13 protein-coding genes are annotated in these 14,458 nt (G+C 60.8%); 8 read left to right on the plus strand and 5 right to left on the minus strand.

What is annotated here, in order from left to right; all coding sequences use genetic code 11:
• Positions 1-62: 62 nt before the first annotated feature.
• The 3 genes from ftsX to ftsY are packed head-to-tail and all read right to left on the minus strand — an operon-like array spanning position 63 to position 3,273.
• Positions 63-1,088 (minus strand): permease-like cell division protein FtsX, encoded by a 1,026-nt coding sequence (ftsX, locus tag PGR6_RS26915; protein WP_064620956.1) that lies wholly within the window; start codon positions 1,086-1,088, stop codon positions 63-65.
• A complete protein-coding gene (ftsE, locus tag PGR6_RS26920; RefSeq protein ID WP_018928694.1) occupies positions 1,085-1,756 on the minus strand; it encodes a cell division ATP-binding protein FtsE in 672 nt (223 codons plus the stop codon). The genes ftsX and ftsE overlap by 4 nt, the downstream gene beginning before the upstream one ends.
• Complete coding sequence (ftsY, locus tag PGR6_RS26925; RefSeq protein WP_064620960.1) at positions 1,753-3,273, minus strand: signal recognition particle-docking protein FtsY; 1,521 nt, start codon at positions 3,271-3,273, stop codon at positions 1,753-1,755. The genes ftsE and ftsY overlap by 4 nt, the downstream gene beginning before the upstream one ends.
• Before the next feature lie 345 nt (positions 3,274-3,618).
• Here ftsY and PGR6_RS26935 point away from each other — a divergent pair, with 345 nt between their 5' ends.
• The 5 genes from PGR6_RS26935 (at position 3,619) to PGR6_RS26955 (ending at position 8,992) form a co-directional block, all read left to right on the plus strand.
• Complete coding sequence (locus tag PGR6_RS26935; protein WP_018928691.1) at positions 3,619-4,974, plus strand: M16 family metallopeptidase; 1,356 nt, start codon at positions 3,619-3,621, stop codon at positions 4,972-4,974.
• On the plus strand, positions 4,967-6,457 hold the full coding sequence (locus tag PGR6_RS26940; RefSeq protein ID WP_018928690.1) for a M16 family metallopeptidase: 1,491 nt from the start codon (positions 4,967-4,969) through the stop codon (positions 6,455-6,457). Before PGR6_RS26935 ends, PGR6_RS26940 begins: the two co-directional genes overlap by 8 nt.
• Positions 6,457-7,068 carry a 16S rRNA (guanine(966)-N(2))-methyltransferase RsmD gene (gene rsmD / locus PGR6_RS26945; RefSeq protein ID WP_018928689.1) on the plus strand — a complete coding sequence of 204 codons (612 nt, stop codon included), beginning with the start codon at positions 6,457-6,459 and terminating at the stop codon, positions 7,066-7,068. The genes PGR6_RS26940 and rsmD overlap by 1 nt, the downstream gene beginning before the upstream one ends.
• Before the next feature lie 73 nt (positions 7,069-7,141).
• Positions 7,142-8,152 carry a hydrolase gene (locus tag PGR6_RS26950; protein WP_018928688.1) on the plus strand — a complete coding sequence of 337 codons (1,011 nt, stop codon included), beginning with the start codon at positions 7,142-7,144 and terminating at the stop codon, positions 8,150-8,152.
• A gap of 3 nt (positions 8,153-8,155) precedes the next feature.
• The gene (locus PGR6_RS26955) at positions 8,156-8,992 is read left to right on the plus strand and encodes an AraC family transcriptional regulator (RefSeq protein WP_064620962.1); all 837 of its coding nucleotides are present in this window, start codon (positions 8,156-8,158) and stop codon (positions 8,990-8,992) included.
• Positions 8,993-9,042: 50 nt separating this feature from the next.
• On the opposite strand, the gene PGR6_RS26960 is transcribed toward PGR6_RS26955, so the two are convergent.
• Both PGR6_RS26960 and PGR6_RS26965 read right to left on the minus strand, forming a co-directional pair.
• Entirely contained in the window at positions 9,043-9,897 is an 855-nt protein-coding gene (locus tag PGR6_RS26960; RefSeq protein WP_064620964.1) for a sulfurtransferase, read from the minus strand.
• 33 nt (positions 9,898-9,930) lie between these two features.
• Positions 9,931-10,602: a TetR/AcrR family transcriptional regulator gene (locus tag PGR6_RS26965; protein WP_064620966.1), complete on the minus strand. Its 672-nt coding sequence runs from the start codon at positions 10,600-10,602 to the stop codon at positions 9,931-9,933.
• A 146-nt stretch (positions 10,603-10,748) separates the two neighbouring features.
• Between PGR6_RS26965 and PGR6_RS26970 the strand changes: the two genes are divergently transcribed.
• From PGR6_RS26970 to PGR6_RS26980, 3 genes are all read left to right on the plus strand, one after another.
• Complete coding sequence (locus PGR6_RS26970; RefSeq protein ID WP_064620968.1) at positions 10,749-12,179, plus strand: coniferyl aldehyde dehydrogenase; 1,431 nt, start codon at positions 10,749-10,751, stop codon at positions 12,177-12,179.
• Positions 12,180-12,207: 28 nt separating this feature from the next.
• On the plus strand, positions 12,208-12,753 hold the full coding sequence (locus PGR6_RS26975; RefSeq protein ID WP_064620970.1) for a hypothetical protein: 546 nt from the start codon (positions 12,208-12,210) through the stop codon (positions 12,751-12,753).
• A gap of 73 nt (positions 12,754-12,826) precedes the next feature.
• A complete protein-coding gene (locus tag PGR6_RS26980; RefSeq protein ID WP_064620972.1) occupies positions 12,827-14,422 on the plus strand; it encodes a GMC family oxidoreductase in 1,596 nt (531 codons plus the stop codon).
• Positions 14,423-14,458 lie beyond the last annotated feature (36 nt).

Genomic DNA, 14,458 nt, shown 5'->3' on the forward strand with positions numbered 1-14,458 from the left:
TGACCGGAAACCAAAAAACAAGTTCCCATAAACGCTGAAAGGTCAATACGAGCAAAATGATATTACTTTGGCGCAAGCTCCCGCAGGTGGCGTGCGACTGCAATCCATGCACCGATATACCCCAACAGCACCGCGCCAAGCAAGAGCGACAGACCGTCGGCAACTGGCACTCCGGCCAGCGCAAAATCACTGCCGTACAAACCGGCCAGTCCAACCACCGCGTCGTTCAGCCAGTTCAGGCCGAACGCCAATACGCCCCAGGAAAGAATCCCCGCACCGAAGCCATATAGCGCGCCCATGTACAGAAAGGGCCTGCGCACATAACTGTCCGTGCCGCCGACGAGTTTAATCACTTCTATCTCTGTGCGGCGGTTTTCAATATGAAGACGAATGGTATTGCCTATCACCAAAAGTAATGCAGAAACCAAAAGCACGGTCAGACCGAAGACAAAACGGTCGCCCAGCTTGAGGATGGCCGCCAGACGCTCGACCCAGACTAGATCAAGTTGCGCCTGTTGTACCTTCGGCAACTCGGAAAGTTTTTGTCGTAATGCTTCAAGCGCAGGCTTGTCGACCTCTTTCGGAGTCACCAGGACCACGCCCGGGAGCGGGTTTTCCGGCAGTTCCTTAAGGGCTTCGCCCAGACCGGACTGCTGCTGGAATTCTTCCAGCGCCTGATCGCGACCCACGTATTCGGCATCCGCTACGCCCGGCATGCCTTTGATCTGCTCACGCAACGACTCACCCTCGGCAGGGCTGGCCTCAAGTTGCAGATACAGGGAAATCTGCGCCGCACGCTGCCAGGAGCCACCGAGACGCTCGACGTTATTCAGCAAAAGTGACAGACCCATCGGCAAGCTCAGGGCCACCGCCATCACCATGCAGGTGAAAAAACTGCCGATCGGGTGCTTGCCCAAGCGACGCAAGCTGTCCAGCAAACTGGCACGATGACTTTCGACCCAGGCGCGGAACAGCGTGGCGAAATCCGGGCCATCGTCATCGTCGCGTTTTTTCTTCTGCTGTGGTTGCGGGTCGGCGGCCTTCGGGGCCACACGCTCGGAAACCTTGGGGCTACGTGTCGCACTCATACGCCAGCCTCCCCGTCGCCGATCAATCGGCCACGCTGCAGGGTCAGCATGCGATGACGCATGCGGGCAATCAGCGCCAGGTCGTGACTGGCGATCAGCACGCTGGTGCCCAGACGGTTGATGTCTTCGAACACGCCCATGATTTCTGCCGCCAGACGCGGGTCGAGGTTACCGGTCGGTTCATCCGCCAGCAGCAAGGCCGGGCGGTGAACGATGGCGCGAGCGATGCCGACGCGCTGTTGCTGGCCGGTAGACAGGTCGCCAGGGTAGAGATCGGTTTTGTCCGAGAGCGCCACGCGCTCCAGGGCCGAGTCCACGCGCTTGACGACCTCGGCCTTGGACAGGCCAAGGATCTGCAACGGCAACGCGACGTTATTGAACACCGTGCGATCGAACAGCAACTGGTGGTTCTGGAACACCACGCCGATCTGTCGGCGCAGGAACGGAATCTGCGCATTGCTGATGGTGCTCAGGTCTTGCCCGGCCAGCAGCAATTTGCCGGTGGTCGGACGCTCCATGGCCAGCAACAGCCGCAACAAGGTACTTTTACCGGCGCCGGAATGGCCGGTGACAAACAAGAATTCGCCCCGACGGACTCGAAAGCTCAGCTCATGCAAGCCGACGTGACCGTTCGGGTAGCGTTTACCGACCTGTTCGAAACGAATCATGAACGCTCCCGCTCGGCAAACAATGCCTGGACAAAGGGTTCTGCTTCAAAAGTACGCAAATCGTCGATGCCTTCACCAACGCCGATGTAACGGATCGGCAAGCCAAACTGCTTGGCCAGGGCGAAAATCACCCCACCCTTGGCGGTGCCGTCGAGTTTGGTCAGCGCCAGGCCGGTCAATTCGACGGTCTGGTTGAATTGCTTGGCCTGGTTGATGGCGTTCTGGCCGGTACCGGCGTCGAGCACCAACAGCACCTCATGAGGCGCGTCGGCATCGAGCTTGCCGATCACCCGGCGAACCTTCTTCAACTCTTCCATCAAATTGTCTTTGGTGTGCAGGCGACCGGCGGTGTCGGCGATCAACACATCAATGCCACGGGCCTTGGCGGCCTGCACAGCGTCGAAGATTACCGAAGCCGAGTCGGCGCCGGTGTGCTGGGCGATCACCGGGATCTTGTTGCGCTCGCCCCAGACCTGCAGTTGCTCGACCGCTGCGGCGCGGAAGGTGTCACCGGCGGCGAGCATGACTTTCTTGCCTTCCAGTTGCAGCTTCTTCGCCAGCTTGCCGATGGTGGTGGTTTTGCCGGCACCGTTGACGCCGACCACCAGAATCACGAACGGCTTGTTCTGCGAGGTGATTTTCAGCGGCTGCTCGACCGGTTTGAGCATCGCTGCCAATTCGGCTTGCAGGGATTTGTACAGCGCGTCGGCATCGGCCAGCTCCTTGCGGGCGACTTTCTGAGTCAGGCGCTGAATGATCACCGACGTCGCTTCGACGCCGACATCGGCGGTCAGCAGACGGGTTTCGATGTCTTCGAGCAGTTCGTCATCAATGGTTTTCTTGCCGAGGAACAGGCTGGCCATGCCCTCGCCAATGCTGGCACTGGTCTTGGACAGGCCTTGCTTGAGACGGGCGAAGAAACCGGCTTTGGTCTCTTCGGTACGCACAGGCTCGACTGGAGTTTCGAGGGGCGCAACCGGTGTGGCGGCAACAGGAGCGATGACGGGTGCAGGCGCAGGCGCTGGAGCAACCGGAGCAACCGGAGCAACAAATGCTGGCACTGCCGGCTCTGGAACCACTGGAGCAGGTTCGGCCACGAACACGGGCGCAACGGCTGCCGGTGCAACGACTGCCGGCTCAACCACTGGCGCCCGAACCGGCTCCGGAGCAAACGCAGTCGGAGCCGGAATCGGTGGCGTGATGTGCGGCGCTTGCTCATCTTCAACCAACGCCACCGGCTCTTCCGCTACCGGCAAAGTCAGCCACGGCGTAGCAACTGGCGTCAGCGGCAATGGGGCCGCGACTTCGGTTTCAGGTACGAGCGCGGCCGCAGGTTGCAGCACCGGCTCGGCAATCGGCGCAGGCTTTTGCTCTATAACCGGTGCCGGGGTTGGCTCAGAAAGTGGCTGTGGCTGTTCGACAACGGGTTCCTGCGGCTTTTTGCGCAGCCATCCGAACAGGCTTTTCTTCTCACCAGCCGCAGCTGGGGTCTTCTTGTCGTCGTTGGAACCAAACATGGAGGACGGCTATCTCACGGTAGCGACGCGCCAAAAGGCGCCTCGGCAAATAAATAATTCGATGCTGAACAGACTGCGATTCATCCAGCTTGTTCACGCGCAACATTTTGTCGAGGAGCCAACGGCGCCTCAAAGGTCGACTAATACGAAGGACTGGAACGGCATCGTCGGCGAAAACGCAGAGTTTAGCTGACAAACTCAAAGCTTCTGCCGGTAACCCATACAACCTGCAAGCCGATCAAAGGCTTGATAGGCGTGGCCGCCAGTAAAACGGATCAGTATCCTAGCACCCTCTCGCCCGCCGACGCTAAGACCAAGCGGGCAGCCCAACAGGTTTAAAAACGAATGAATGCTCTAGCCCGCCGCGCTGCAGGCCTGCTGCTCAGCACAGTTTGTCTGCCCCTCTCGGCCCTGGCTGCCGATCCACAACCGACCCACGAATTCACCCTCGACAACGGCCTGAAGGTTGTCGTGCGCGAAGACCATCGTGCGCCGGTCGTCGTTTCCCAGATCTGGTACAAGGTCGGCTCCAGCTACGAGACCCCGGGCCAGACCGGGTTGTCCCACGCACTGGAACACATGATGTTCAAGGGCAGCGAGAAAGTCGGCCCCGGCGAAGCCTCGCTGATCCTGCGCGACCTCGGCGCCGAAGAGAACGCTTTCACCAGCGACGACTTCACCGCGTATTACCAGGTGCTGGCCCGCGACCGTCTTGGCGTGGCCTTCGAACTGGAAGCCGACCGCATGGCCAACCTGCGCCTGCCGGCCGACGAGTTCACCCGCGAAATCGAGGTGATCAAAGAAGAGCGTCGCCTGCGCACCGACGACAAGCCGATGTCCAAGGCCTACGAACGTTTCATGGCCATGGCCTACCCCGCCAGCGGTTACCACACGCCGACCATCGGCTGGATGGCCGACCTCGACCGCATGAAAGTCGAAGAACTGCGCCATTGGTACCAGTCCTGGTATGTGCCGAACAACGCCACTCTGGTGGTGGTCGGCGATGTGACCCCGGACGAAGTCAAAACCCTGGCCCAGCGTTACTTCGGCCCGATCGCCAAGCGCGACGTGCCACCGGCGAAAATCCCGCTGGAGCTGGCTGAGCCCGGCGAACGCAAGATCACCCTGCATGTGCAGACCCAATTGCCAAGCCTGATGCTGGCCTTCAACGTGCCGAGCATTGCCACCGCCGAAGACAAACGCTCGGTGAACGCCCTGCGCTTGATTTCCGCCCTGCTTGACGGCGGCTACAGCGGCCGCATCCCGACGCAACTGGAACGCGGCGAAGAGCTGGTGTCCGGCGGGTCGTCGAGCTACGACGCCTATACCCGTGGCGACAGCCTGTTCACCTTGTCGGCTTCGCCGAACACCCAGAAAAATAAAACCATGGCCCAGGCCGAAGCCGGCCTGTGGAAACTGCTCGAACAACTGAAAACCACCGCGCCATCCGCTGAAGAACTGGAGCGGGTACGAGCGCAGGTCATTGCCGGCCTGGTTTTTGAGCGTGACTCGATCACCAGCCAGGCCACCGCCATCGGACAGTTGGAAACCGTCGGCCTGTCCTGGAAACTGATGGACACCGAACTCGCCGACCTGGAAAGCGTGACCCCGCAAGATATCCAGAAGGCCGCCAAGCTGTATTTCACCCGCGAACGTCTCAGCGTCGCCCATGTACTGCCACAGGAGACGACTCATGAGTGAGCGTAAAAAGTCGCGTCTGGCCCTGATCGGCCTGATCGCTGTTGCACTGATCGGGTCTGCCGCCTTCTATCTGTCAAAACCCGACGAGTCCAACGCCAGCGAAGCCCTCGACAAGGCCAAGTCCAGCCAAAAGCTGCAATCGCTGGCCGAACTCGACGGCAAGGCCCCAAGCCATCGCTCGCTGAACGTGCAGACCTGGAATACCGCCGAAGGCGCCAAGGTATTGTTCGTTGAAGCCCGTGAACTGCCGATGTTCGACATGCGCCTGATCTTCGCCGCCGGCAGCAGCCAGGACGGTGATGCACCCGGCCTGGCATTGCTGACCAACGCCATGCTCAACGAAGGTGTGGCCGGCAAAGATGTCGGCGCCATCGCTCAGGGCTTCGAAGGATTGGGCGCCGACTTCAGCAACGGCGCGTACAAGGACATGGCGCTTGCCTCCCTGCGCAGCCTCAGTGCCGTGGACAAGCGCGAGCCTGCCTTGAAGCTGTTCGCTGAAGTCGTCGGCAAGCCGACCTTCCCCGCCGACTCGTTTGCGCGCATCAAGAACCAGATGCTCGCCGGCTTCGAATACCAGAAACAGAACCCCGGCAAACTCGCCAGCCTGGAGCTGATGAACCGTTTGTACGGCGATCATCCGTACGCACACTCCAGCGACGGCACAGCCAAGAGTATTCCCCCGATTACCCTGGCGCAGTTGCGAGCCTTCCATCAGAAAGCCTACGCCGCCGGCAACGTGGTGATTGCGCTGGTAGGCGACCTGTCGCGTGCCGAGGCAGAGGCAGTTGCCGCACAAGTGTCCGCCGACCTGCCCAAAGGCCCGGCCCTGGCGAAAATCGAACAACCGACCGACCCCAAGCCCAGCATCGGCCACATTGAGTTTCCGTCCAAACAGACCAACCTGATGATCGCGCAACTGGGTATCGACCGTGACGATCCGGATTACGCAGCGCTGTCCATGGGCAACCAGATTCTTGGCGGCGGCGGTTTCGGCACCCGGCTGATGAGCGAAGTGCGCGAGAAGCGTGGCTTGTCGTATGGCGTGTATTCGGGTTTCAGCCCGATGCAGGCTCGCGGCCCGTTCATGATCAACCTGCAAACCCGCGCCGAAATGAGCGAAGGCACCCTGAAACTGGTGCAGGATGTGCTCGCCGACTACCTTAAGACCGGCCCCACCGAGAAAGAACTCGACGACGCCAAGCGTGAACTGGCCGGCAGCTTCCCGCTGTCCACCGCCAGCAACGCCGATATCGTCGGTCAGCTCGGCGCCATGGGCTTTTACAACTTGCCGCTGAGCTACCTGGAAGACTTCATGCAACAGTCCCAGAGCCTGACCGTCGAGCAAGTCAAAGCCGCACTGAACAAACACCTGAGCACGGATAAACTGGTCATCGTCAGCGCTGGCCCGACCGTGCCACAAAAGCCGTTGCCGGCCCCTACTGACAAACCTGCCGAGCAGCCGCTCGGGGTTCCGGAGCATTAATGGCCACTCGCCCAAAAAAACCTGTCCACAACGTGCATAACGGTGTGAACCAACTGCGCATCATCGGTGGCGAATGGCGCAGCCGAAAGCTGAGCTTCCCGGATGCCCCAGGCCTGCGCCCGACGCCGGACCGGGTGCGGGAAACCCTGTTCAACTGGCTCGCGCCTTACGTCGCCGGGGCCAAGGTACTCGATCCGTTTGCCGGCAGCGGCGCGCTGTTCCTGGAAGCCTTGTCCCGTGGCGCCGCCATGGGCCAGGCGCTGGACGCCAGCAACATCGCGGTGTCCAGCCTGAAAGAACATCTGGGCACCCTGCGCTGCACCAACGGCCAGGTACAGACTGCCGACGCCTTGCGCTATCTGGAAACCCAACCGGCCACGGCGTTCGACCTGGTATTCCTCGACCCGCCGTTCAATCAGAATCTGTTGCCTGTGGTTTGCACTCTGCTCGAAGAACGTCATTGGCTGGCCGACGATGCGTGGGTCTACACTGAAAGCGAAAGCGCACCGTCGATATTGGGTTTGCCAGAAAATTGGCGCCTGCATCGGGAGCAAAAATCGGGACGTGTGTACTACGCGTTGTGGCAACGTATGGCAGGGATCGCCGGCTAGTCCGGCCTGAGAAAACGGTGCGAAGCTCAGTCAGCTAACGCTGCGGGTACGCGCCGCAGCATCGAGAGCAATCGTGTCCCATCTGCCAGAACGTTTCACCCCTGCCTTCACGCCCGCCTACGGCCTGGGTAATCCGCACTTACAAACCTTGTGGGGACCGCTATGGCGCAAAACCACACATATCGAGCGTGAGCGCGAGCGATTGTGGCTTGAAGATGGCGATTTCCTTGACCTGGACTGGCACGGCCCACACAGCGCGAATGCACCGTTGGTGCTGGTATTGCATGGCCTGACCGGCTCGTCGAATTCGCCTTATGTGGCCGGCATGCAGAAAGCGCTGGGTGCCCAGGGTTGGGCCAGCGTCGCGTTGAACTGGCGAGGTTGCTCCGGCGAGCCCAATCTGTTGCCGCGCAGCTACCATTCCGGGGCCAGTGAAGACTTGGCCGAAACCATCAGGCACCTGCGCACCCAACGCCCCCTCGCGCCGCTGTATGCGGTCGGTTATTCCATGGGCGGTAACGTGTTGCTCAAGCATCTGGGTGAAACCGGCAGCAACAGCGGTGTACTCGGTGCGGTGGCAGTGTCGGTGCCGTTTCGCCTCGATCACTGTGCCGATCGTATCAGCCAGGGTTTTTCCCAGTTCTACCAAGCGCATTTCATGCGAGAGATGGTCGCCTACATCAAGAACAAGCAACGCAGATTCCAGCATGAGGGACATGAGGATGGCCTGGCGGCATTGGAGGCTCTGGGCTCTTTGGAGAACTTGCGCACCTTCTGGGATTTCGACGGCCGGGTCACCGCACCGCTCAATGGTTTCGCCGATGCCGCGGATTACTATCGTCGCGCTTCGAGTCGTTATTTCCTTGGAGAGATTCGCACGCCGACCCTGATTATCCAGGCGGCTGACGATCCGTTTGTGTTTCCGCATAGCCTGCCGCAAGCCGACGAATTGTCCGCCAGCACTCAATTCGAGCTGCAGGCCAAGGGCGGGCATGTCGGTTTCGTCGAGGGTTCGTTCAGGCAACCGGGTTACTACCTGGAACGGCGCATTCCCCAATGGCTGGCCGCCACAGGACGCAAGTAACCAGTGGAAGTCGATCAGGGCGAGTCGATCCACTTCTGGCAAACGGCACCGCTGGCCGGGGTCGAGTTGTTGTCTGCGCGCTACATCGAACACCGTTTCGCCCCGCATGTGCATGACGGCTATGTGATCGGCATGATCATGGCCGGCGCCCAGCGTTATCGCTATCGCGGTGCCGAGCATCTGGCGGGCAGCGGCACGCTGGTGCTGATCAATCCGGACGAACTGCACACCGGCCACAAAGGTACGGAAGACGGTTGGTTGTACCGGGCGTTTTATCCCGACAGCGGGCAAATTCTCTCGCTGCTGGAAGAGCTTGAACTGCCGAGCGACACCTTGCCGGTGTTTGGCGCCACGCTGTACCGCGACCCGGATCTGGTGAGGGGGTTCTGCCAACTGCATCGACTGCTGGAAAGTCCGTCCACGGCCCTGCAGCAGCAAACGGTCTGGCGGGAAATGATGTTGTCGCTGTTGCAACGCCACGCAGCCGTCCCGATCGTCGGCAAACCCGGCAAGGAACACCGCGCGGTGACCTTGGCCAAAGAACGGCTGCAATCGCAATTGGCGGCGCCGCCCTCGCTGGAAGAACTGGCGGCGACGGTGAACCTGTCCCCCTTCCACTTCGCCCGGGTGTTCCGCCGCGCCACCGGCATGCCGCCGCACTCTTGGCTGATGCAGCAGCGTATCGCTCGGGCACGGGCGTTGTTACAGGACGGCTGCCTGCCGCTGGAAGTCGCGACGCAACTGGGTTTTGCCGACCAGAGCCATCTGAGCCGGCAATTCAAGCAGGTTTATGGCGTTGGACCGGGGGCGTATCGCAGCGCGCGGCAGTTACCCGGTTGATGACACCAAAGATCCAAATGTGAGAGCCAGCCCCCACATTGGCTCTGCGCTTACTCGCCGGTGGCGACGCCTCGCGCGGGGTCGTTGATCCACTCGCTCCACGAACCGGCATACAACGCCCCCAACGGATAACCCGCCAGGCACAGGGCGAACAGGTTGTGGCAGGCCGTCACGCCGGAACCGCAATACGCGACCAGCTCCGTCGGCGAACGATCACCGAGCTTCGCGGCAAACCGCTGCTTGAGCTGATCGGCGGGCAGAAAACGTCCGTCGCTGCCCAGGTTTTCGGTGAACGCTGCGCATTGTGCGCCGGGGATGTGCCCGGCAATCGGATCGATCGGTTCCACTTCGCCCTTGAAGCGCGGCATGGCGCGGGCGTCGAGCAAGGTCAACGCGGGCTGGCCGAGACGTTTCTGGAGCTGTTTGGCGCTGAGCACCAGCGAAGCATCCGGCGTCCCGGTGAAGGTGCCGCGATTGATCGACGGCGGATCAAGACTCAGGGGTAATCCGGCGGCATGCCAGGCTTTCAGCCCGCCATCGAGAATGAACACACCGTCGCGCTTGCCCAGCCAGGCCAGCAACCACCAGGCCCGCGCCGCGCAGGCGCCAGGACCGTCATCGTACAAAACCACTTCGCTGTCGGCATTGATGCCCCAGGCTTGCAGGCGCTCGATCAGCTTTTCGGGTTCAGGCAACGGATGACGCCCGGTAACCCCCTTGACCACCGCCCCGCTCAGATCACGCTCGAGATCGGCAAAACTCGACCCGGCAATATGCCCTTCGGCATAACTGCGCTGACCATAATCCGGGTCTTCGAGGGCAAAACGACAATCCAGAATCACCAGCCCCGGGGTCTCCTTTTTCAGGTCCAACGCTTGCGGGCTGATCAGTTGCGCAATGGGCATAACGGGCTCCTGTGATGTTGTCAGTCTTGAATCCTAATGCACTTCTTCCAGCGCCTGGGCCAGTGGCACGTAAAATTCGTCGAACAGCGCATTTACCGCGTCGCGCGATTGATCGGTGACGAACCCGGCCTCAAGCACCAACACCTGATACACGCCGCGCTTAATAGCCTGTTCGCTCAAGTGGTTGGAGTTTTCCCGCGTGGTGCACAGAAACCGCACCCACGACGTGAGGATGATCCAGGCGTTCAGCGTCAGGGACTCGATCTGAACCTTATCCATGTTCAGGATGCCAGCGGCGACGAACCCTTCGTAAATGGCGGTGCCCTGGATCAGGCAGCGCTGGGAAAAGCGCCGGTAACGGGCGGCCAGCTCGGGATCGCTGTCGAGCAAGTGCTCGAGGTCGCGATGCAAAAAACGGTAACGCCACATGGCGGCGAGCAATTCCTTGAGGTAGAAGCGCTTGTCTTCGACCGTCGTGGCGCGGCCCTGGGGTGGGCGCAGGAAGCTGTCCACCAGGCTTTCGTACTCACTGAACAGCACAGCGATGATCGCCTGCTTGTTGGGGAAGTGGTAGTACAGGTTGCCCGGAGAAATCTCCATGTGGGCAGCAATGTGGTTGGTGCTGATGCTGCGCTCGCCCTGCTGATTGAACAGCTCCAGGCTGTTCTGCACGATGCGCTCGCTGGTTTTGATCCGAGGGGCCATGGCTTGAGCTTTAATTCAGAGTGCGGTGACGGGCATCTTACGACCTATCCGCGGGTGGATAAAACAAAGCTGCGTCAGGATGTCATTTGACTTTTTAGAGTACTGACTCTAAAAATCCCCTCATTACAATAAATCCGGAGCCGACCATGCCTGCTGACATCGCCTACCTGAAGAACTTGCAGCAGCCTCTGGACGAGCTCCAAACCCTGTTCGATGCTCAACGCGCTGCGTATACAGGCAACCCGATGCCGCCGGCAGCTCAGCGCCAACAATGGCTAAAGGCATTGCGGGACCTGTTGAGCAATGAGCGCCAGGCCTTGATCGACGCCATCAGCCAGGATTTCAGCCACCGCAGCGCCGACGAAACCTTGCTCGCCGAATTGATGCCCAGTCTGCAGGGTATTCACTACGCCAGCCAACACCTCAAAAGCTGGATGAAGGCCTCGCGGCGTAAAGTCGGCATCGCCTTTCAACCCGCCTCGGCCAAAGTCGTTTATCAACCGCTGGGCGTAGTCGGGGTGATCGTGCCGTGGAACTACCCGTTGTATCTGGCCATCGGGCCACTGGTGGGGGCGCTGTCGGCGGGTAACCGGGTGATGCTCAAACTCAGCGAATCGACCCCCGCCACCGGTTTGCTGCTCAAGGAATTGCTGGGGCGGATATTCCCTCAAGACCTGGTCTGCGTGGTGCTCGGCGAGGCCGACATCGGCGTGGCGTTCTCCCGGTTGCGCTTCGATCACCTGCTGTTCACCGGCGCCACCAGCATCGGCAAACACGTGATGCGCGCAGCCGCCGAGAACCTGACTCCAGTGACCCTCGAACTGGGCGGCAAGTCCCCGGCCATCGTTTCCCGCGATGTGCCGCTCAAGGATGCCGCCGAACGCATCGCTTTCGGCAAGACCCTCAACGCCGGGCAAACCTGTGTCGCCCCGGACTACGTGCTGGTGCCGGAAGACCGCGTCGGCTCCTTCGTCGAAGCCTATCGCCAGGCAGTTCGCGGGTTTTATCCGACCCTGGCCGACAATCCGGACTACACCGCCATCATCAATGACCGACAACTGGCGCGGCTCAACGGCTACCTCAGCGACGCCACCAGCAAGGGCGCGCTGCTGATTCCGCTGTTCGATCAGGGCCAGGGCCGGCGCATGGGTCATAGCCTGCTGCTCAACGTCAGTGACGATATGACGGTGATGCAGGACGAAATCTTCGGCCCGCTGCTGCCAATCGTGCCGTACAAGGACCTCGATGAAGCGTTTGCCTACATCAACCAACGGCCTCGTCCGCTGGCGCTGTATTACTTCGGCTACGACAAGCGCGAGCAAAACCGCGTTCTCCAGGAAACCCATTCCGGCGGCGTATGCCTCAATGACACCTTGCTGCACGTTGCCCAGGATGACATGCCGTTCGGCGGCATCGGTGCCTCGGGCATGGGCCACTACCACGGCCACGAAGGTTTTCTGACCTTCAGCAAGGCCAAGGGTGTGCTGATCAAACAGCGCTTCAACGCGGCGAAGCTGATCTATCCACCGTATGGCAAAGCCATTCAGAAACTGATCCAGAAGCTGTTTGTCCGCTAACGATCAACACCGCCGGGTAATAACAATAATGAGCCCAAGCCTGTCCGACACACCCGCGCTGTCACGGCGCGGCCTGCTTAAATTCAGCCTGGGCGCCAGCGCCTTTCTGGCCACGGCCGGATTAGGCGCGAGCCTCAGCGGCTGCTCGTCGAGCACGGCGGCCAACGGTTTCGCGACTCTGCGCAGCGGTGACCTGTTGTTTCTGCGGGCACTGATCCCGGTGATGCTCGACGGAGCCTTGGCCGTCGAGAAAATGCCGGCCGCCGTCGAAGGCACCCTCAAAAGCCTGGATTACAGCCTCGATCACCTGTCGCCGGAAATGCTCAAGCTGACCCGACAATTGTTCGATGCGCTGGGGATGAGCATCACCCGCGGCCCACTGACCGGGATCTGGGGCAGCTGGGAAAACGCCAGCAGCGAAGCCATCCGACATTTTCTCGACCGTTGGGAAAACAGCTCGTTGAGCCTGCTGCGCATGGGCCATAGCTCGTTGCTGCAAATGGTGATGATGGCGTGGTACAGCCGGGCGGAGTCTTGGGCGCATTGTGGGTATCCCGGGCCGCCTACGGTCTGAAACCGTGGCGTCCCTTTCCCGGGCAAGCCGCCTCACCATCGCACCCAAAACATAACAACAAGAGAACCCGAACATGCCCGTACCCGATCCGTTTCGCGAAGGCCTGGCCCGTGGCTGGAAAACCTATAACGGTTCGCAATTGCCCCAGGACCTGACCCTCGAAGCGGATGTGGCGATCATCGGCAGCGGTGCCGGCGGCGGAACCACCGCCGAAATCCTCAGCGCCGCAGGCTACAAGGTCTTGCTCATCGAAGAAGGCCCACTCAAGACCAGCAGCGACTTCAAGATGCTCGAAGATCAGGCCTACACCAGCCTCTATCAGGAAGGCATCGGGCGCATGAGCAAGGACGGTGCGATCACCATCCTCCAGGGCCGGGCGGTGGGCGGTACCACGCTGATCAACTGGACTTCGAGCTTTCGCACCCCGGATCAGACGCTCGAACACTGGGCCAAAGAACATGACGTCGTAGGCCACACACCGGCCGAGATGGCGCCCTGGTTCGAGAAAATGGAACAACGCCTGGGCGTCGCCCCGTGGCTAGTGCCGCCCAACGCCAACAACGACGTCATCCGCAAAGGCTGCGAAAAACTCGGCTACGCCTGGCATGTGATCCCGCGCAACGTGCGCGGCTGCTGGAACATCGGCTACTGCGGCATGGGTTGCCCGACCAACGCCAAACAATCGATGCTGGTCACGACCATCCCGGCGACCCTGGAAAAAGGTGGCGAGCTGCTCTATCTGGCCCGCGCTGAAAAGTTGTCGATCAAGGACGCCAGGGTCACGGGTCTGCACTGTGTGGCGATGGATGAGCGTTGCGTTGCCCCTACCGGACGCACAATCACGGTCAAGGCACGGCATTACGTGCTGGCCGGCGGCGGGATCAACAGCCCGGCGCTGCTATTGCGTTCAGAGGCGCCGGATCCCCATGAGCGACTGGGAAAACGGACGTTCCTGCATTTGGTCAACATGTCCGCCGGGCTGTTCGACGAGGTGATCAACCCGTTCTACGGCGCGCCGCAGTCGATTTATTCCGACCATTTCCAGTGGCAGGACGGCATCACCGGCAAGATGTCCTACAAATTGGAGGTCCCACCGCTGCACCCGGCGCTGGCCACCACCCTGCTCGGTGGCTTCGGCACGGAAAACGCCCGGCACATGGAAAACCTTCCGCATACCCACGCCATGCTGGCATTGCTGCGAGACGGCTTTCACCCGGACAGCTCCGGCGGCAGTGTCGAATTACGCAGTGACGGCACGCCGGTGCTCGACTATCAGGTTTCATCGTATGCCTGGGACGGGTTGCGTCGGGCGTTCCATAGCATGGCCGAGATCCAGTTCGCCGGTGGCGCCAACGCCGTGATGCCGATGCATGCCGACGCCCGTTACGTCAGAACCCTCACCGAAGCGCGTGCCTTGATCGATGGATTGAGCCTTGAGCTGTATCGCACGCGCCTGGGCAGTGCTCATGTAATGGGCGGTTGTGCCATGGGTGAAGACCCGAAAAACGCCGTGACCGATAGCCTCGGCCGACATCACCAACTGCACAATCTATCGATTCACGACGGCTCGCTATTCCCCACCAGCATTGGTGCAAACCCACAATTGTCGGTCTACGGACTGACGGCACAACTGGCGAATTCACTGGCCCAGCGTTTGAAAAACCCATGAAAACGAGGAATATTCCCATCGTCTATAGTGCTTTCT

Origin of the sequence: Pseudomonas sp. GR 6-02 (genome assembly GCF_001655615.1) — a bacterium.
In the GTDB taxonomy this organism is placed as follows: Bacteria; Pseudomonadota; Gammaproteobacteria; order Pseudomonadales; family Pseudomonadaceae; genus Aquipseudomonas.